The organism is Corallococcus aberystwythensis (assembly GCF_003612165.1).
GTDB lineage: Bacteria > Myxococcota > Myxococcia > Myxococcales > Myxococcaceae > Corallococcus > Corallococcus aberystwythensis.
In genome coordinates this window covers 21582-40403 of sequence record NZ_RAWK01000005.1, presented here as the reverse complement: position 1 = coordinate 40403, position 18822 = coordinate 21582, and the positions used below count along the sequence as shown (strand labels likewise).

General features: G+C 71.7%; 17 protein-coding genes. 9 read left to right on the top strand and 8 right to left on the bottom strand.

The features are described from left to right. Positions 1 to 23: 23 nt before the first annotated feature. Together D7W81_RS01435 and D7W81_RS01430 are read left to right on the top strand one after the other, a co-directional pair. Entirely contained in the window at positions 24 to 1850 is a 1827-nt protein-coding gene (locus D7W81_RS01435) for a diguanylate cyclase domain-containing protein (RefSeq protein WP_120553495.1), read from the top strand. A 121-nt stretch (positions 1851 to 1971) separates the two neighbouring features. Next, positions 1972 to 3003: an LLM class flavin-dependent oxidoreductase gene (locus D7W81_RS01430; RefSeq protein ID WP_120553494.1), complete on the top strand. Its 1032-nt coding sequence runs from the start codon at positions 1972 to 1974 to the stop codon at positions 3001 to 3003. Here the strand turns inward: D7W81_RS01430 and D7W81_RS01425 are convergent. The 4 genes from D7W81_RS01425 to D7W81_RS01410 all read right to left on the bottom strand — a co-directional run bounded on the left by D7W81_RS01425 (position 2954) and on the right by D7W81_RS01410 (position 7419). Beyond that, positions 2954 to 3469 (bottom strand): DUF6232 family protein, encoded by a 516-nt coding sequence (locus tag D7W81_RS01425; protein WP_147445307.1) that lies wholly within the window; start codon positions 3467 to 3469, stop codon positions 2954 to 2956. The two genes, D7W81_RS01430 and D7W81_RS01425, sit on opposite strands and share 50 nt — an antisense overlap. Further along, positions 3462 to 3827 (bottom strand): DNA-binding response regulator, encoded by a 366-nt coding sequence (locus D7W81_RS01420; RefSeq protein ID WP_120553492.1) that lies wholly within the window; start codon positions 3825 to 3827, stop codon positions 3462 to 3464. Before D7W81_RS01420 ends, D7W81_RS01425 begins: the two co-directional genes overlap by 8 nt. Positions 3828 to 3944: 117 nt before the next feature. Beyond that, a complete protein-coding gene (locus tag D7W81_RS01415; protein ID WP_438503344.1) occupies positions 3945 to 5309 on the bottom strand; it encodes a sigma-54-dependent transcriptional regulator in 1365 nt (454 codons plus the stop codon). Beyond that, a complete protein-coding gene (locus D7W81_RS01410; protein WP_120553491.1) occupies positions 5287 to 7419 on the bottom strand; it encodes an ATP-binding protein in 2133 nt (710 codons plus the stop codon). The genes D7W81_RS01415 and D7W81_RS01410 overlap by 23 nt, the downstream gene beginning before the upstream one ends. Before the next feature lie 200 nt (positions 7420 to 7619). Between D7W81_RS01410 and D7W81_RS01405 the strand changes: the two genes are divergently transcribed. The 7 genes from D7W81_RS01405 (at position 7620) to D7W81_RS01375 (ending at position 14538) form a co-directional block, all read left to right on the top strand. Next, positions 7620 to 8300, top strand: coding sequence for a TetR/AcrR family transcriptional regulator (locus tag D7W81_RS01405; RefSeq protein ID WP_120553490.1), 681 nt, complete (start codon positions 7620 to 7622; stop codon positions 8298 to 8300). Beyond that, a complete protein-coding gene (locus D7W81_RS01400) occupies positions 8297 to 9097 on the top strand; it encodes a CoA transferase subunit A (RefSeq protein ID WP_120553489.1) in 801 nt (266 codons plus the stop codon). Before D7W81_RS01405 ends, D7W81_RS01400 begins: the two co-directional genes overlap by 4 nt. Continuing rightward, complete coding sequence (locus D7W81_RS01395) at positions 9094 to 9840, top strand: CoA-transferase subunit beta (protein ID WP_120553488.1); 747 nt, start codon at positions 9094 to 9096, stop codon at positions 9838 to 9840. Before D7W81_RS01400 ends, D7W81_RS01395 begins: the two co-directional genes overlap by 4 nt. Positions 9841 to 9885: 45 nt before the next feature. Beyond that, positions 9886 to 10923, top strand: a complete 1038-nt coding sequence (locus D7W81_RS01390) for a zinc-binding dehydrogenase (protein ID WP_120553487.1) — start codon at positions 9886 to 9888, stop codon at positions 10921 to 10923. Positions 10924 to 10964: 41 nt separating this feature from the next. Continuing rightward, positions 10965 to 12215, top strand: a complete 1251-nt coding sequence (locus D7W81_RS01385; protein WP_120553486.1) for a hydroxymethylglutaryl-CoA synthase family protein — start codon at positions 10965 to 10967, stop codon at positions 12213 to 12215. 123 nt (positions 12216 to 12338) lie between these two features. Beyond that, positions 12339 to 13055 (top strand): hypothetical protein, encoded by a 717-nt coding sequence (locus D7W81_RS01380; protein WP_147445306.1) that lies wholly within the window; start codon positions 12339 to 12341, stop codon positions 13053 to 13055. Positions 13056 to 13158: 103 nt separating this feature from the next. Further along, entirely contained in the window at positions 13159 to 14538 is a 1380-nt protein-coding gene (locus D7W81_RS01375; protein WP_120553484.1) for a ferritin-like domain-containing protein, read from the top strand. Between the two features lies 1 nt (position 14539). Here D7W81_RS01375 and D7W81_RS01370 read toward each other — a convergent pair whose 3' ends face one another. The 4 genes from D7W81_RS01370 to D7W81_RS01355 form a co-directional block, all read right to left on the bottom strand. Further along, complete coding sequence (locus D7W81_RS01370) at positions 14540 to 15235, bottom strand: c-type cytochrome (RefSeq protein WP_120553483.1); 696 nt, start codon at positions 15233 to 15235, stop codon at positions 14540 to 14542. Further along, positions 15232 to 16479 carry a YncE family protein gene (locus tag D7W81_RS01365; RefSeq protein WP_120553482.1) on the bottom strand — a complete coding sequence of 416 codons (1248 nt, stop codon included), beginning with the start codon at positions 16477 to 16479 and terminating at the stop codon, positions 15232 to 15234. Before D7W81_RS01365 ends, D7W81_RS01370 begins: the two co-directional genes overlap by 4 nt. 5 nt (positions 16480 to 16484) lie before the next feature. Then, positions 16485 to 17771 (bottom strand): hypothetical protein, encoded by a 1287-nt coding sequence (locus D7W81_RS01360; RefSeq protein ID WP_147445305.1) that lies wholly within the window; start codon positions 17769 to 17771, stop codon positions 16485 to 16487. Positions 17772 to 17860: 89 nt separating this feature from the next. Then, positions 17861 to 18811, bottom strand: coding sequence for a hypothetical protein (locus D7W81_RS01355; protein ID WP_147445304.1), 951 nt, complete (start codon positions 18809 to 18811; stop codon positions 17861 to 17863). Between the last annotated feature and the right edge of the window lie 11 nt (positions 18812 to 18822).

The following is an 18822-nucleotide window of genomic DNA, read 5'->3' as shown; positions in this document are numbered from 1 at the left end:
CGTGGCAGCATGACCTCACCGCCATGCCTCGCTACGCGCTCATCGCAGAACCGGATCGCCACCGGGCCGCGGGCCTGCTCGCGCTCGCGCAACAGGAGGGACTGGAGGGCACGGTCGCGCGGGATGGCGCGGAGGCCCAGGAGCTGGTGCGCCAGCGCGGCGCCCCCACGCTGCTGGTGACGGACCTGGCGCTGCCCCGGGTGGACGGGTTCGCGCTGCTGGCGTGGCTGCGCGGCCGGCCGGACGCGAGCGGCACGGCGGTGATGGTGGTGACGGCGTTCGACGAGCTGCGCGTGCGCGCGTGGCAGCTCAAGGACGCGCTGGGCATCCACGCGTTGCTCAGCCGGCGCGCGGGCCCGGAGGCGATGCGCGACGGTGTGCGGCGCGCGCTCGCGGGCCAGCTCGCGGGGCACGGCCAGCTGGAGCTCAACGCGGAGGAGGAGAAGCGCCGGCTCGCGCGCATCGACGAGCTCAAGCTGGTGGATCCCGGCCTGCCCGAGAAGGAGCTGCAGGAGCTGGTGGCGGAGGTGGCGCAGGCCTTCGGGGTGCCCGTCGCGCTGCTGACGCTGGTGCTGGGGGACCGGCAATGGTTCAAGGCGCACGTGGGGCTGCCCCCCGCGCTCGCGAGGGACCGCGGCACGCCGCGCGACTGGGCCTTCTGCCACCACGTGGTGCAGGGCCGCGAGGCCATGGTGGTGCCGGACGCCACGCGCCACCCGGTGTTCCGGGACAACCCGCTGGTGCGCGACGGCATCGTCGGCAGCTACGCGGGCGCGCCGCTCGTCGCATCCACGGGGGAGGTGCTGGGCTCGCTGTGCGTCATCGACACGCGTCCGCTGATGCTGGGTCCGGAGGACCTGGCGGCGCTGCGCGAGGTGGCGGGCCGCGTGGCGGAGACCCTGGAGCACACGACGGCGCACGGACGCCCGCGTCTGGCCGTGGCGCGGCCCCCGGGCACGCCGGAGCCGGTGCCCACGGAGGCGGCGTCGCTGGCGCTCGTGCGCGAGGCCATGAGCGCCCTGGACGTGCCGGTGCTGGTGGTGGCCCCGGACCGCAAGCCCTTCGCCGCCAACGCGGCCCTGGCGGAGCTCCTGGGCCTGCCGGAGGACCGGCTGTCGGGCATGGCCTTTGATTCGCTGTGTCAGCACATCGCGAACCTGACCGCGGACCCCGGCGGCACGCTGCGGCAGCTGGACCTGGCGGCGGAGGGGTCCCGCGGGCTGCACCTGACACTGTCGCTGGAGCGGCCCCGGCCCCGCGTGGTGCGCTGGGTGGCGCGGCCCTTCCTGGTGCCCGGCGGTGTCGGGCAGCTCCTGTCGCTGATGGACCTGGGCATCGGCGCGGACCTGAAGGGCCAGCGCGAGCGGCTGCTGCGCCAGGATCCGCTCACGGGGCTGGACACCCGGCGCGTGGGCGAGGAGCGGCTGGCCAGGGAGATTGCCCGCTGCCGCCGGGAGGGACTGCCCGTCAGCCTGGTGCTGGTGGACCTGGTGGAGCTGGGCGCCCTCAACCGCACGCGCGGCTTCGACTCGGGCGACGGGGCGCTGCGCGAGCTGGCCCGGCGCGCGGAAGGCCTCTGCCCTCCCCCGGGCTTCACGGTGCGATGGACGGGGGACACCTTCCTGCTCGCGCTGCCCGGGGCGGATGCCGTCAGCGCGGAGGCCGTGCGTCAGCAGCTCCACGAAGCTCCCGGCCAGCCCACGTGTGTGTCCGTCGCGGTGACGGTGCAGGGTGAGGAGGATCCGCACGGCACCCTGGCCCGCGCCCACGCCGCGCTGGCCCAGGCGAAGGCCGAGCCCCCGTCCCAGCCGGCCGGCTCCAGGGGCAAGCCTGGCGACAAGCCAGGCTGATGGGTGGGATGGCCCCTGGCTGGCAGGCCGGAGGGCCTGGGGGGCGTCAATGCCGTGAAAACCCCGGCGGCCCTGGCTATCGAAGGGCTTTTCCGCCCCTTCATGGCGCGAGGGTCCCCCGATGATCCCCTTCTCCGTCCTCGACCTGTCCCCTGTCATCTCCGGGGGCACCCCCGCACTCGCCCTCCACAACAGCCTGGAGCTGGCCCGTCACGCGGAAGCCCTGGGCTACCAGCGCTTCTGGCTGGCGGAGCACCACAACATGGTGGGCATCGCCAGCGCGGCCACGTCGGTGGTCATCGGGTACGTGGCGGGCGGCACGAAGACGATTCGCGTGGGCGCGGGCGGCGTCATGCTGCCCAACCACGCGCCGCTCATCATCGCGGAGCAGTTCGGCACCCTGGAGACGCTCTACCCCGGCCGCATCGACCTGGGCCTGGGCCGCGCGCCGGGAACGGATCAACGCACCTCCGCCGCGCTGCGCCGGGGCCTGGGGGGCGCGGACAGCTTCCCGCAGGACGTGGTGGAGCTGCAGAACTACTTCAAGGACGCCACGCCGGGGCAGGCGGTGCGCGCGGTGCCGGGCGCGGGTCTGCACGTGCCCCTATGGCTGCTGGGCTCCAGCACCTTCAGCGCGCAGCTGGCCGCGGCGCTGGGCCTGCCCTTCGCGTTCGCGTCGCACTTCGCGCCCGCGCAGATGATGAGCGCGCTGCACCTGTACCGCACGCAGTTCCGTCCGTCGGACGTGCTCCAGAAGCCGTACGCGATGATTGGCGTCAACGTCTTCGCCGCGGACACGGACGCGGAGGGCCAGCGCCTCTTCACGTCGCTGCTCCAGGCCTTCCTCAACCTGCGCCGGGGCCGCCCGGGCGTGCTGCTGCCGCCGGTGGACAGCCTGGACGGCCAGCTCAACGAGATGGAGCTGGCGGAGATCGAGCACATGCTGGCGTGCACCGTGGTGGGCTCGCCGGACAGCGTGCGCGACGGGCTCCAGTCCCTCATCGAGCAGACCGGGGCCGACGAGCTGATGGTGACCGCGCAGATCTACGACCACGCCGCGCGGCTGCGCTCCTTTGAAATCGTCGCTCAGGTGCGCGAACAGCTCACGGCCGCTGGCTCGCGGCCCGCACCGTCCCCGCAAGCCGCGCGATGAGCTGGGCGTCGTGGCTGCCGAAGACGCGGCGCGTGCCGCCCGGCAGCCCCAGCACCAGGTAGTGGGTGTCCTCCACCACCAGCAGCGCGGCCATGGACCCGAAGAGGCCCAGGGCGGTGAGGACGAGCCCCGCCTCGAACGCGCCCTTCAGCGCGGAGATGCTGACGGACAGCCAGGACAACAGCGGCAGCCCCAGCGCCCCGGCCAGGCCCACCGCGAGCAGGTAGGGCCACACCTTCGGGGTGCGGCGCGCGGTCTCCACCTGGCGCACGTCGCGCAGCGCCCAGCTCTGGCCGCCCACGACGAGCGTGTCGCGGGTGACGCGGACCCCGCCCGCCTGGAAGAGGGAGGGCTCCCCCGCGTCCGGAACCCCCAGCGGCTCCGGCGAAGCCACCGGCCGGCGGTCCACTTCACGCAGGGGGACAACGGGACGCAGCACGGTGACGACGGCCATCGGTTCACCCATGGGTGGTCTCCAACAGAGGAAAGTGCGAGCGCAGGAGGGCGCGAAGCTCATCGAGCGGACGGCCCAGCGCGAAACATGCCCGGGCCCCCTGACACAGGGCGCGGGACACCAGGCGCTCGTCCGCGAAGGGCAGGAGGACGACGACGGGCACGGCGGCGGCGCAGGCCCGTGCGCGCGTCAGCACCGGGAGGATGGCCTCACCGCGCTCCACGTGCGCCAGCACCAGGTCCGGCCGGGCCGCGTCCCCCGCGTCCAGGAACAGGGCGATGCCCAGGTCGCCCAGCACGTCCGCCAGCAACGATGCCAGGGACTCATCCGCACCGAGCAGCAAGGCCCGGGTTGTGCGCAGGGACGCCACGGCACGACGTCACAGCAAGCTACATGCCGGAACCACCGTCCCCCGGGGCCAGGGAGTGATCGCCAGTGGACCGTGGCATTGCGCCAGACCCCCGTGGCGGATTGCCACGCGGGCCCGCTACCGCTCGCGCTCGCGACGATGGATGGTGGACACATCGATGCCCAAGAGCTCCGCGGCGCGGGTCTTGTTCCCGCCGCAGTGCTGGACCATCCAGTGGATGTACTCCCCCTCCAGCTTGCGCAGGGTCCACACGCCCTCCTGGGCCTGGGTGAGCGGGGACGCCTCCTCCGCCGAGGGCACCGGCGCATGGGGACGCAGGTCCTCCAGCGTCACCGTCTCCCGGGGGACGAGCACCACCAGCCGCTCCACCAGGTTCTCCAGCTCACGCACGTTGCCCGGCCAGGGCATGGCGCCCAGCGCGGCCACCACCTCCGGTGACAGCGACGTCACGCGCGAGCGCGGGTTGCGCGCGCGGGAGCGGGCGGTGAAGTGCTCCACCAGCTGCGGGATGTCCTCCCGGCGCTCCTTCAGCGAAGGCACCCGCAGCGAGACGACGTTGAGCCGGTAGAAGAGGTCCGCGCGGAAGCGCCCTTCCTTCACGCGCGCCTCCAGGTCCTGGTGCGTGGCCGCCACCACGCGCACGTCCACCGTGCGGCTGGCGTCCGAGCCCACCGCGCGCACCTCGCCGTCCTCCAAGATGCGCAAGAGCCGCGCCTGGAGCTCCGTGGGCATGTCGCCAATCTCGTCCAGGAACAGCGTGCCGCCGTGCGCCTCCACGAACAGGCCGCGCCGCACGGACGTGGCCCCGGTGAAGGCGCCCTTCACGTGGCCGAACAGCTCGCTCTCCAGCAGCGGCCCCGGCAGCGCGGTGCAGTTGACGGCCACGAAGGGACCGGGCGCGCGCGGGCCTTCGAGATGGAGCGCGCGGGCCACCAGCTCCTTGCCGCTGCCGCTCTCGCCCCGGAGCAGCACCGGCGCCGCCGCGTGCGCCACCCGGTCGATGAGCTCGTACAGCCCGCGCATGGTCCCGCTCCGGCCCACCAGCGCGCCCAGCCCCGAGCGCTCCTGGGACTTCAGCGCCCGGTGCTCCGCGCGCAGCCGGCGGTCCTCCAGCGCTCGGCCCAGGTACAGCCGCACCTCGTCCAGGCGGAAGGGCTTGGTGAAGTAGTGGTACGCGCCCCGGCGCATCGCCTCCACGGCGCTCTCCACGCCGCCGAAGGCCGTCATCAAGAGCACGGGCAGCTCCGGATCCACCTGGCGGGCGGCGTCCAGCACGTCCAGCCCGTCCACCTTCTCCATGCGCAGGTCGGTCAGCACCGCGTCGTACACGCGCGAGCGGATGAGCGTCAGCGCCTCCTGACCGCCCGTGGCCAGGTCCACCGTCCAGCCCGCGTCGGCCAGTGGTTCCTGGAGCATGCGCCCCATCTCCACGTGGTCGTCCACCACGAGGATGCGTGCGTCAGACGGCAAGTCGCTCGGCATGGCGTTCCTCTGGGACAGGGCGGGCCACCGGCCACAGCACGGTGACGCGGGTGCCCTGCCCCGGCGTGCTCTCCAGCTCCACCCGGCCGCCGTGGTTGCGCACGACGTGGGCCACCATCGTCAACCCCAGCCCCGTGCCCTGCCCGCGCTTCTTCGTCGTGAAGAACGGGTCGAACACCTGGTTGAGGCGCTCCTTCGGAATCCCGCACCCGTCGTCGCGCACCGTGAGCGCGACCAGGCCCCAGGTCCCCTCTTCCGGCCCCGCCAGCGCGGAGGCCGTGACCTCTACCTTGCCGCCCTCGCTGCACGCATCGCATGCGTTGAGCGTGAGGTTGATCAAGACCTGTTGCAGCTGATCCGCGTCCGCCGCCAGCGCGGGCACCGACTCCGGCACGTCCACGCTCAAGCTCACCCGCCGCCGCTCCGCCTCCACCTGCAGCAGCTCATGCACGCTCTTCACGAGCGGCCCCAGCGCCACCGGCCGCACCATCGCGGGCTGCAACCGGGAGAAGTCCAGCAGCTGGCGCAGCGTGCGGCTCACCCGGTCGATCTGCTCGACGATGACGCCCAGCCCCGGCCCCTGCGGGTGCGAGGGGCCCAGCTTCCCCTGCACGTACTCCGCCCGCCCGCGCACCACGCCCAGCGGCGTGCCGATTTCGTGCGCGATGCCCGCCGCCAGCACACCCACCGTGGCCAGCTTCTCCGCGCGGAGCAGCTGCGTCTCCAGCGCGCGCACGTCGCTCAGGTCCTCCACGACGAGGAGCGCGCGGGTCTCCTCCTTCGGGTCCTCGGCCGTCAGCGGCACCGCGTGCAGGTTGTACGTGCCCTCCTCGCCATAGAGCGCCAGCGGCTCTCCCAGCAGGCTCAGGGGCCGGTCCTCCTGCTGCGCGGACGCCACCAGCGCCGACAGCCGCTCCACCACCGGCGCCGGAGCCGAGGGGAACGCGGCCGTCAGCGGCGCGCCCGTCACGTTGCCGGGCACGCGCGAGCGCAGGGCCTGGTTGACAGCGCTGATCCGCCCGTCCGCCGTCAGCGCGAGGACGCCCGTGGGAATGTGGTCCAGAATCTTCCGCGTGCGGTCATGGAGCGCGGCGAGCTGGGCCGCATGCCTGCGGCTCTCCCGGAGCGCCACCGCGCGGCGGCGCGCCAGCACCACGTACACCGCGAAGGCCACCAGGAAGAACGCCACCAGCGCGCCCGCGCCCAGAAGCCGCACCACCAGCGACTGCTCGTGAGAGCGCAGCGCCGCGGTGGACACCAGCGTCGCCACCGCCCAGTGGCTGCCGCCGCGCATGCGGATGGGCGTGTAGACGGCCACCACCTCCGCGCGTCCCAGCCCCAGCCGCTCGGCCTCCTGTTCAGACAGGGGCAGCATGCCGCGCGCGCCGGCCTTCAGCCGCGACACGAGGAACGCGAAGCCCGGCACGCCCGAGTCCTTCTGGCCCGCGCGCTGGAACCACTCCGCCAGACCCGGGTCGCTCGCGGGCGTGGGCTGGCCGTGCGTGCCCACGAGCAAGAGCCGCGCCTCCAGGTCCGAGGTGACGATGCGCAGCGGCGCGAAGAAGGACTCCGTGTCCACCAGCACCGCGACCGCGCCCTCGGGCTTGCCGTCCGTCGCGGGCAGCGCCGTGGCCAGGATGCGCAGCCAGCCGCCGTTGGCCGCGTCCAGGATGGGCGACGTGGTCAGGTCCCCCGGGGGCCTTTGCAGCGCCCGGCGCGCGGTGCCCGCCATCTCCGCCACCAGCCCCTCGCGCGACAGCTGCGAGTCCGGCTTGCGGTCCAACAACAGCAGCCGCTCCGCGCCGTCGCCGCCGTACGCCGCGATGGCCTTGTACTGGCCCACCGCCTCCAGCAGCGCGCGCAGCTCGCGGCGGTGCTCCGGCAGGCTCCCCGGCTGGGACATCAGCTCCCCGGCGAAGCGCAGGTTCTTGCCCACCTCCTCCAGCGAGTCGGTGACGCCGCCCACGGCCTCATCGAGTTGCTTCTGCCGGTCCCCCGCGAACTGCTCCACCAGGGTGGTCCGGCTTCGCTTCACGAGCGTCCAGACCCCCACCCCCACACTCGCCAGCGCGGCGCACAGCAGGAGGATGGGCAGGAGCGTGGACCGCATGGGTGACCCGCAACCTAACCCGTTGGGTGGGTCCAAGTCCTTGTTTCCAATGGCTTTTATCCCACCTGCCCTCCCGTGCATGCCCATTGACGGACCGCGTTGGCCAGTGCTACCTACCGGTCGGTAGGTGGAGTGACCTACCGGTCGGTAGGTCGTTTCAGGCCCGGCAGGAGCAGGCAGGCCGGCGAGGGAAGGCACGCATGACACCCACGGGGCGCAAACCGGATGAGGGCGAGCGGTACCGGACCATCCTGGAGACGGCGGCGCGGCTCATCTGCGAGCGCGGCTACGAGGGCACGTCGATGCAGGAGATCGCCGCCGCGTGCCGGATGACCAAGGCGGGGCTCTACCACCACATCCAGAACAAGGAGCAGCTGCTCTTCGCCATCATGAACTACGGCATGGACGTGTTCGAGGAGCAGGTCCTCGCGCCCGTGCAGGATGTGGCGGATCCGGTGGAGCGCCTGCGCAAGTGCATGCGCCAGAACATCCACCTGGTGACGAGCGGCCGCAGCAAGGAGGTCATCATCATCCTCCACGAGCACGCCACGCTCACCGGTGAAGCGCGCGAGTACATCGACCGGCGCAAGAAGCGCTACGTGCGCTTCCTGGAGGACGCGTTCGCGGAGGCCAACCGCCTGGGCCGCCTGCGCGGCGTGGTGGACCCCACCGTCGCGGCCTTCTCGTTCCTGGGGATGATCCTCTGGGTCTACAAGTGGTTCAAGCCGGACGGCCGCCTCTCCGAGGAGCAGATCGCCGACGGCATGGTGGAGCTGCTCTTCCCCAGCGCCGCGGTGGGCGTGCCTTCCGCTTCTGAAGACAAGGACGCGCCCTCGCTCCGCATGGTGCCGCGCGCCGGTTCCGGAGAGGAGCCCCAGTGAACCGCGCCCGTTGGAGCAATCTGCCGGAGGCGGTGGCCTCCATCCCGGACGGCGCGTCGCTCGCGGCCGGCGGGTTCATGCTGGGCCGCGCGCCCATGGCGCTGGTGCTGGAGCTGGTGGCGCAGGAGAAGCGCGACCTGCAGCTCATCTCCCTGCCCAACCCGCTGCCGGCGGAGTTCCTGGTCGCGGGCGGGTGCCTGAAGCGCGTGGAGCTGCCCTTCGGCGCGCTGGTGCTGGAGAACCGCGTGCGTCCCCTGCCCTGCCTCAAGCGGGCCATCGAGGCGGGCGAGATTCAATGGCGCGAGCACGACGGCTACCGCGTGGTGCAGCGGCTGCGCGCGGCGTCCATGGGGCTGCCCTTCATTCCCGCGCCGGACGCGGACGTGTCGGAGCTGGCGGAGGTGGACGCGCCGCGCACGGTGGAAGACCCGTTCACGGGCCGCCGCGTGCCGGTGGAGCCCGCCTACTACCCGGACGTGGCGCTCATCCACGCGCGGGCGGCGGACGACAAGGGCAACCTCTTCATCGAGGACCCCACCACGGACCTGCTCGTCGCGGGCGCGGCGAAGCGGATCATCGCCACGGTGGAGGAGCGCGTGCCCAAGCTGTCGCGCGTCACCATCCCCGCGTTCCAGCTGGAGCGCGTGGTGCTCGCCCCCGGCGGTGCGCTGCCCACGGGGTGCCTGGGCAAGTACCCGCATGACGACGCGATGCTCGCGGCCTACCTGGCCGCGGCGGAGGCGGGCGACGCGAAGGGCTTCCTCATGTCGCTGCGCGCGACGCGGAGCGCGGCATGACGGCGACGACGGTGGACGCGACGCCCGCGGAGACGGTGGTGTCGCTGCTGGCGCGGGAGATTGAGGACGGGTCGGTGGTGGCCACGGGCGTGGCGTCGCCGCTGGTCATCCTGGCCATCGCGGTGGCCCGGGCCACGCATGCGCCGGGGCTGACGTATCTGGCGTGCGTGGGCTCGTTGGATCCGGAGCTGCCGGAGCTGTACCCGTCGTCGGAGGACCTGCGGTACCTGGACGGCCGGTCCGCGGAGGTGAGCATCGCGGACCTGTTCGACCACGCCCGGCGCGGCCGGGTGGACACGGTCTTCTTTGGCGCGGCGGAGATGGATCCGGCGGGCCGCACCAACATGACGGCGTCGGGCAGCCTGGAGAAGCCGCGCGCCAAGTTCCCCGGCGTCGCGGGCGCGGCCACGCTGCGTCAGTGGGTGAAGAACCCGGTGCTGCTGGTGCCCCGGCAGTCGCGCCGCAACCTCGTCCCGCAGGTGCAGGTGGCCACGACGCGCGACCCCAGCCGTCCGGTGCGGCTCATCTCCGACCTGGGCACGTATGAGCTGGGCGGGCCTCGTGGCGCGCGGCTGTTGGCGCGTCACCCCTGGGCCACGGTGGACGGCATCACCGAGCGCACCGGCTTCGAGTTCGCGGTGCCGGACACCCTGCCCGTCACCGCCCTTCCGGACGCGCGCACGGTGTCGGCCATCCGCGCGCTGGACCCCCGCAACCTGCGCGACGCGCTCGTCGGCGGCTGAAGCAGAGCTCCCCCACTTCTTCGCAGCACGGAAATGAGGCACCGCATGGAAGCCGTCGTTCTTCGCCAGTTCGGCAGTGCAGAGAACCTGCGTCTGGAGACCGTGCCGGATCCCCGGCCGGGCAAGGGCGAGGTGCTGCTGAAGGTCCACGCGTGTGGCGTCTGCTACCACGACGTCATCAACCGCCGCGGCAACCTGCCCCGCACGCACGTGCCCGCCATCCTGGGTCACGAGGCCGCGGGCGAGGTGGTGGAGGTGGGCCCGGACACGGTGGGCTGGAAGGTGGGCGACCGCGCGGCGACGCTCCAGCGCATGTCCTGCGGCGAGTGCGCGCTGTGCCTCTCCGGCCGCAACAGCCTGTGCAAGACGGACAACCGCTTCTTCGGTGAAGAGCTCCAGGGCGGCTACGCGCAGTTCATGGTGGCCCCGGTGCGAGGCCTGGGCCGCGTGCCGTCCGACCTGCCCTGGGCGGTGGCCGCGACGGTGTGCTGCACGCTGGGCACGGCCGTGCACACGCTGCGCACCCGGGCGAAGGTGAAGGCCGGTGAGACGGTGTTGATTACCGGCGCCAGCGGCGGCGTGGGCCTGGCGGCCGTGCAGCTGGCGAAGGTGGATGGGGCGCGCGTCATCGCCATCACGTCCGGTGAGGCGAAGGTGTCGGCGCTGAAGGAGGCGGGCGCGGACGAGGTGATCGTCTCGCGCGGCCTGGACTTCGGCTCCGAGGCGCGCAAGCGCACGCAGGGCCAGGGTGTGGACGTGGCGGTCGAGATTGTCGGCAGCGCTACGTTCGACCAGACGCTCAAGGCCATGGCGCCCGGTGGACGCGTGGTGGTGGTGGGCAACCTGGAGTCGGGGGTGGTGAACCTCAACCCGGGCCTGGTCATCGTGAAGGAGCTGGAGATCCTGGGCGCGTACGCGACGACTCGCGAGGAGCTGGACGAGTCGCTGCGGTTGACGGCCAAGGGCCTCGTCCGCCCCTTCGTGTCGGAAGAGGTGGCGCTGGCGGATGCGGGCCGCGCGCACTTCCGGCTGGAGAACCGGGAAGTGGCGGGCCGGCTGGTGCTGGTGCCGCCGGCGGCCTGAGGCCCTCTGGATTCGCGACCTTTTGACTTGAGGAGTTCCCCATGAAGAAGCGGGTTGGAATCGAAGCGCTGGCGGTGGCGGTCCCCCGGCGGTACGTGGACATCGAGGACCTGGCGCGGGCACGCGGCGTGGACCCGGCCAAGTTCACCGCGGGCCTGGGCGCGAAGGAGATGGCGGTCAACGACCCGGGTGAGGACTCCGTGTCGCTGGCGGCCACGGCGGCCGCGCGGCTCATCCAGCAGCAGGGCGTGGACACGTCCAAGCTGGGCATGCTGGTGGTGGGCACCGAGACGGGCGTGGACCACTCGAAGCCCATCGCGTCGCACGTGCACGGCCTGCTGAAGCTGCCGCGCGCCATGCGCACGTTCGACTCGCAGCACGCCTGCTACGGCGGCACGGCGGGCCTGATGGCGGCGGTGGAGTGGATCGCCTCCGGCGCCGGTGCGGGCCGCTCCGCGCTGGTGGTGTGCACGGACATCGCGCGCTACGGCCTGAAGACGGCGGGCGAGCCCACCCAGGGCGGCGGCGCGGTGGCGCTGCTGGTGTCGGAGACGCCGGACCTGCTGGCGGTGGACGTGGGGCTCAACGGCGTGAGCACCGCGGACGTCTATGACTTCTGGCGGCCGGTGGGACGGCGCGAGGCGCTGGTGGACGGGCACTACTCCATCACCTGCTACCTGGACGCCATGGCGGGCGCGTACCGGGGCTGGCGCGAGCGCGCGCTGGAGCAGGGGCTGGTGCGGTGGGATTCGAAGCTGCCCAGTGAGCAGCTGGCGCGCATCCTCTACCACGTGCCCTTCTGCAAGATGGCGCGCAAGGCGCACGCGCAGGTGCGGCTGTGCGACCTGGAGGATTCCGGCAACGGGCCGGCCACGCCCGAGGCGCGCGACGAGGCAGCGAAGTCGCAGCCCAGCTACGACGCGCAGGTGGCGAAGTCGCTGGGGCTGAACGCTCGGGTGGGCAACGTCTACACGGCGTCGCTGTACCTGGCGCTCGCGGGGCAGCTGCACGCGGAGGGCGCGGCGCTGGCGGGCCAGCGCATTGGCCTGTTGTCCTACGGCAGCGGTTCCTGCGCGGAGTTCTTCTCCGGCATCGTCGGTGAGAAGGCGGCGGAGCGCATGGCCCGCGCGGACCTGGACACGGTGCTGGCGAAGCGCGAGCGCGTGTCGGTGGAGGAGTACGAGCGGCTGATGAACCTGCCCTACGACGCGCCGGAGGCCATCGCTCCGGAGCCGGGAACGTTCCGGCTGGCGGAGATCCACGAGTTCCGCCGCAAGTACGCGGGCGCGTAGTCGGCGTTCATTCCACGGTCGACCCTCGGGCGATGCGCGCTTCGGCGTGCATCGCCCGTTCGCGTTTCGCGCGGCGCGGCTGGTAGCGTCGAGGGCTTCGAGCCCTTCCTTCGGGAGTCACGCATGAAAGCGCATCGGCTGCGCCGCTTGTTCTCACGGGCCCTGACGGCCTCGCTGCTGCTGCTCGCGGGATGTCAGCGCGACTCCGGAGTGAAGCCTGCCACGCCTGATGCCGGGCAGGCCGTGAAGGCCCCGGATCCGGACCCCTTGGCGATCGACTGTGTGAAGGGGGTCCCCCAGCCTGGCAGGGTGACGATCTTCCCCACGCCGGACTTCATCGAGATCCGAAGCATCTCGTATCCCCTCGGTGGGGCAGACGCCCGCCTCGTGGGAAATCGGGAGGCCGCTGTCGGGCAGGCCTGTCAAAAGGCCACGAACAAGGACCTCTGCCTGAGCGCCTTGGATCGGCTGGCCGTCACCCGCGGCTTCAATGAGCAGTGTGAGGAGGACTGCGACGCCTACTTCCTCGCGGCGACACGCGGTGACACCGTGGCCGCGGTCACCACAGTGGAAATGCTGGGCTCGCTGCTGGGCACCATCGACACGGCGCAGGAGGCCGCGCTCATGGTCTTTGCCGCGGGCTACAACCCGTGCTCCCGGGGAACTCAGGTGGAGCCTCGTGGGGCACCGCCTGTCGTGACGGCCAGGCCCGAGGGCTTCGACGGCTTTGAGGTCATCGGATACACGGGCCATGGCAGCGTGCGGCACACGGTACGGGTTTCGACCGCCGGTGAAGTGGCCGTGGTGAAGCGCGAGGTCGACGAAAAGGGAAGTCCCTGACGTCACCGGCCCTCCGTAACTCCGGGCCTGATGTCCCACGCATCCGGGGTCGCGTGTCCAACAGGCGCGGGCCTGGGGTCCGCGCCTTGCCCTTGAGGGGATCATGAACGTGGACCGGCTGCGATTTCTCTTCTCCCGTGCGCTGCGCACCTCCCTGGCCACACCGCTGCTGCTCGCGGGTTGCCAGGGAGCGCCGACTCCTCCGAACCCAGACCCTATCGACGTAGGGGAGGATCCCATCGACGTGAGCCAGCACTCGGACGTCGAGTGCGTGAACAGCGCCCCCGCCATCAACGACCTGTCCATCGAGCCGCCGCCTGATTCCATCCAGCTCCGTGCCATCTACCTGAAGACTCCGCCGCTCGGTCTTCCCGCACTGCGCGTCCGGACCTCGGTGGGACAAGCCTGCGCGACGGCCACCGACCCGCAGGACTGTCAGGCGCGGCTCGACACGCTGGAGATCCAGCAGGGCTTTCCGCGGACCAGCGGCCTCTACGTGGACGGCGCAGAGGACTTCGTCGCCATGACCCGGGGGGATGAGGTGGCGGCCTTCACGAACGCCGAAGCCGTCAGGGCGCTGCTGGGCCGGATCGACACACCGCAGGAGGCGGCGCTCCTGGCCTTCGCCGCGGGTTATTCGCTGTGCGAGTGGACCGGAGACAGGCACGGCAAGGTCCGGGCCTTTCCGGATGGCACGTTCAGCGTCATCGGTACCCAGGGGTATGCCTGTGGCGAAGGCACGGCACTGACCCAGCACGTGGTGGGCATCACCGCCTCGGGTGAACTCACCGAGCAGCAGCGCACCGTCCTCGAGGAGGGTTCACCCACCTGCACCATCGGTCGGAGGCCCGCGGGGCTCCAGCATGCGCGGACAGGTGACTGCGAGGACGCGCGGGGCCGCTATTTCGCGGACTCGGCCCGGCTGGAGGCCGCGTCCATCCATGCGTTCCTGCGCTTGCGCGACGAGCTGGCCCTGCACGGCGCGAGCACCCGATTGCAAGATGCGGCGCTCACCAGCGCGGCGGACGAAGTGCGGCACACCGAAGCCACCGTCCGCCTCGCCCTCCGCTTCGGCGCGACGCCGGTGCCGCCCGCCGTCACGGACCTGCCGCTGCGCCCACTGGATGAGGTGCTGCTCGACAACACCGTGGAGGGCTGCGTGCGGGAGACCTATGGCGCGCTGGTGGCGCACCATCAGGCCCTGCATGCGCGCGACCCGGAGATCCGCGAGGCCATGGTGCGCATCGCGGAGGACGAGACGCGGCACGCGGGCCTGTCCTGGGACATTGCCCACTGGGCCGCGCCCAGGCTGTCCTCCGAGGAACAGGCCCGGCTTCACGAGGCCCGGCGGCACGCGGTGGCCGTGCTGCGCGCGGAGGTGGCCGTGCCGCTCGATGCACAGCTCACCGCCGAAGCGGGCCTGCCATCTCCCGAGGTCGCGAGCGCGTTGCTGGACTCGCTGGAGCAGGAGCTCTGGGCCTGACTCACAACCCCAGGAAGGTGAGCACCGCCGCCAGGTCCTCGTCCGACAGGGCCTCGCGGCTGTAGAGCGGCATGGTGCCGCCGACGGCGAAGAAGCTTCCGTGGCGCAGCTTCTCGATGACCACGAGCCGCCGTGGAATGCCGGGGAAGAGCGCGTCGTAGTCGTCCATCACCTCCGGCAGCAACGATGCGAACGTGGTCAGTCGCCCCTCTCCCGTGTGCGTGGCGCCATGGCATGTCTGGCAGGCGGCGCGGTACACGGCGCCTCCCCGCGCGGCATCTCCTGGCGGCACGTCCTGGATGTCCTTCACCACCGTGAAGGGCAGCGCGGGCGCTTCCGTGTCCGGGCTGATGCGCACCAGGTACTCGTAGAGGGCCCTCGCCTTCGGGTCCTCTCGCGTGAGGGGGGACACGCCGCGCATGAAGCCCAGGTAGCAGAAGTTCACCGCGCTCAGCAGGTCCGTCTCGTAGCCGCCCCACCACGACTTCCGGAACGCCACGTTCTCCAGCGGGTAGCCCGCGAGCATGCGGTCCGGATCGGGCGTGGCGCTCGTGGCATGGCAGGTCGCGCAGGAGAAGCTGTTGAACTGGCTGTCAGATAGCCTCGCGTCCTGGAAGAGCGTCTCGCCGAACTCCGCCGCGGGCGTGGGGCCTCTGCAGCCCACCAGCAGCACGGCCAGCATCCCCAGCCACTTCATGGCCGGCTCCGCAGCAGCGCCACCGAGTCCGGGAAGAGCCCCACCTGGACCGTCTTCACCACCCGCCGCTCCTCCAGCGACACGACGTGGAGCGTGCCCGGTTCCACGTGGTCCCCCTCGCAGACCGCGAGCGCGTAACGCTCGTCTGGCGTCAGCATCACCTGGTGCACGTTGAGGCAGCCGCTGGACGCCAGCGGAATCTCCCCGGGTACCGCCTCCGGATGCTCCGGGTCGATGATGGCGATGGAGTCCACCGACTGGTACGGCATGTAGAGCGTCCGGCCGTCGGACGTGAAGGCACCGAACATGGGCGCGCCCGGCAGCCACACCGTGCGCTGCGGGTCCATGGTGAGCGTCACCGGATCCAGGTACTGCACCGCGCGGCTCGCCAGCGAGCTGACCCACACCGCGCCCGTCGTGGGCGACACCGCGAGCGCATAGGGCTGGTGGATGGGGTGCACGGCCGTGCCGACGTTCTCCGCCACCTTCACGCGGCGCACCGGGTGGTCCGCTCCCTCCAGGTCGACGATGGCCACCTCGTCGGACCAGCAGGCGACGTACGCGCGGCGTCCATCCAGCGACAGGCGCACCGCGTGGGGCGCGGGGCAGACGGGCACCATCGCCGTGCGCGTCATCGTCCGCGCGTCGAGGATGGCCATCCGCGAGTTCATCTCCGCCTCCGTGCCTCCCCGCCGCGCCACCTCCGCGATCTTCAAGAGGTCGAAGTGCGTCTGGTAGAGCGTCCGCCCGTCCGCGCTGAGGAAGACGTCGCCCGGGTTGGGATCCACGCGCACGGAGCCCACGAGGGCGTGGGTGGCCGCGTCCAGCTTGAGGCAGTAGCCATCCGCTTTCCCCGACCCATGCGTCCCGTGCGGTCCGGAGCCGGACCCCGGCACGTAGTTGGAGATGCCCACGTAATAGAAGTCATTGTCCGGCGAGACCGCCGTGTGGTGCGGCCCCTCCAGCTCCACCGGGTTGAGCCCCACCGGGACGCGCGCCAGCTCTCCCCAGGTGGGCGACGCCATCCCGTCCAGGTCCAACAGGCTGAGCGTGTCCTCCAGGTTGTTGGTGATGATCAGCCGTCCAGCGGGCCCCACGGGCGGCAGCGGCGCGGACACCGGCCACGGCGCGTCGACGCCGTACTCCAGCTCCGGCACCTGGAGCGGCCCGTCCGCGTCCGTCTCCCCACAAGCCCCGAGCAGCCCCGCCGCGAGGACGCACAGCCACCGCGCCCTGACCCGCATGGACCTCATGACCCTCGGCTCCGCGCCCCTCGCACCCGCCGGCCCCACGCCACGAGCACCAGGAGTGCTCCCGGCACCAGCCCCGGCGCCGTAGCGCAGCCATCCGGGGCCGCGGGCGTCACGGGCTGCTCCGAGGGGCCGGCGTCCTGCGGGGGACTCACGCCTCCATCCGGACCCGCGCCGTAGAGCTGCGCCAGCTGCGGCCACAGGGCCGGGCACCGCTGCTGCACGGGCGTCGACGCGGGACAGAGGTGCGCGCCCTGCACGTCGCCCAGCTTGAACATCGGCTCCCAGGTCGTGCCCTCGTCCGCGCTCTTCGCCAGCGCCCAGCCCCCCGTCCAACCCGAGCCGCAGCCGTAGAGCGTGCCACCGCGCTTCATCGCGCAGGCGTTCCCGTTCGGCTCCGCCAGCTCCGTGAAGGACCCGTCGTCCTGGCCCCGGAAGAGGCGCGTCGTGGTGGAGACCCAGACCGTGCGCCCGTCCGGGGACGCCTCCACGCTGGAGATGCGCTCGTAGGTGTCCATCACCGGCGTCAGCGTGACGCCACCGTCCGTGCTCTTGAGCAGCCAGTCGCGTCCCTGCGCGGAGACCTTCGCCCACAGCACGTCGGGGGAGGCGTCGCTCACGCGCAGCAGCACCAGGTCATACGGAAGCTTCAACCCGGTGAGCGGCTGGGACAACCGCGACCAGACCCGCCCGCCGTCGTCACTGCGGGAGAGGAACTGGCCCTCCGCGTCCTGGCCCGACGCGTAGATGCGCAGCGGCTCCGGCACGGCGACGCGGATGGCGGAGAACTGGGAGCCCGGCGTCGGCGCCAGCGCCTGGATCCACGACTCGCCGCCGTCCTCGGAGCGGTACAGCCCGTTGCTCAGGGATGGCCGCCCCGTGCTGACGTACAGGAAGCGCTCGTCCACCGGGTGCACCGCGAGACTCGTGACCCACGTGTCCTTGAAGTAGCCGTGCGGCGTCCAGGTGCAGCCGCTGTCGTCGGAGCGCACCAGCGCGCTCCCCGTGGCGGCCAGGATGGCCCCGCCGGACAGCCAGAAGTAGCGCTCCGGACGCCAGATGGCGATGCCCATGCCCTCCGGGCAGATCCACCGCCACGTCGACCCCTGGTCGCGGGAGATGAGCGCGCCCGAAGCGTCGCCCATGATCCAGTCGCTCTCATGGCCGCTGCGCACGCTGATGCTGCTCGCCTCGTCGGGCATTCCCCAGTGGGCCCCCGCCGGAGCCGCCCACAGGGACACGAGCAGCGGCAGCCTCCAGGACAGGAGGACAGATGTCTTCTTCACGGTGTGGCTCCGACGTGGGGGTGAAACAACGAGCGGCCGCGCACCGGAAACCGCTCCCGGGGCGCGACCGCTCGGATGAGGGGACGGCTTTAGTTCGGCGCGCTGCGGTACTCGAAGTCCTCGAGCGTCATGAGGTAGTCCTTCCGGTCCTCGCGGTAGCGGATGCAGTAGCGCGTCGGGTAGAGGCCGGAGACCTCCATCGCCGGGGGCGCCTTGATGACGCGGCAGTCCTCGGCGGGCTTGCTCTTGGCGAAGCTGCCCTCGACGACGGTCTCGAAGTACGTGATGTGGCCGTCGTAGGCGCCGTAGACGAACGCCTGCGTGAAGGGCTCGCCGTTGAAGGGCGACTCGGCGATGTCCGCCAGGTGGTTGCCCATGCGCGCGGAGACGCCCTTCTGGTTCTCGAAGCCCGTCGGGTAGAAGGGCGCCGGCGGATCCTTGATGGCCTTCGCGTAGTCGTTGCAGTCCGTGTACACGCCGCACGGGCCGGTGCGGATGAAGTTACGCGACACGAAGTCCGTCATGAAGAAGTGCAGGTCGAAGTGCCCCTTGTCGAACGCACCGATGGGGCCGTGGCCCCGGCCCTGCCAGTTGAACATGATCCACTGGAAGGGGACGTCCTTCATCTTGGGGAACCAGAGCACGCGCTCGTGGCCGCCGTTGCACTCCTTCTCCGGGTCCGTCACCCCGTCGTTGTTCATGTCCCAGCACGTCTGCCCGTCGTTCGTCGGCTGATGGGGCAGCATGGGCAGCGTGTCCATGGCGGCCTGGTCCACGGTGACGCCAATGGCCTTCACCGAGCCGTCCGGGTTCTTCTGGACGATGGACTGCACGTAGCCGTCGCCAAACGACACGCGGTTCTCCATCAGGTCGCACTTGCCGCGGTACGCGCCGTCCTTCAGCAGCTTGGACAGCTCCTTCTCGGAGACCTTCTGGGCCTTGTTGCCGACACAGGCGTCGACGGTCTCCCCTTCATCGGAACAGCCGGCCATGCCCAGCAGGGCCACACCCAGGATCCACGGACTCAGACGATGAAACACGGTGCACTCCT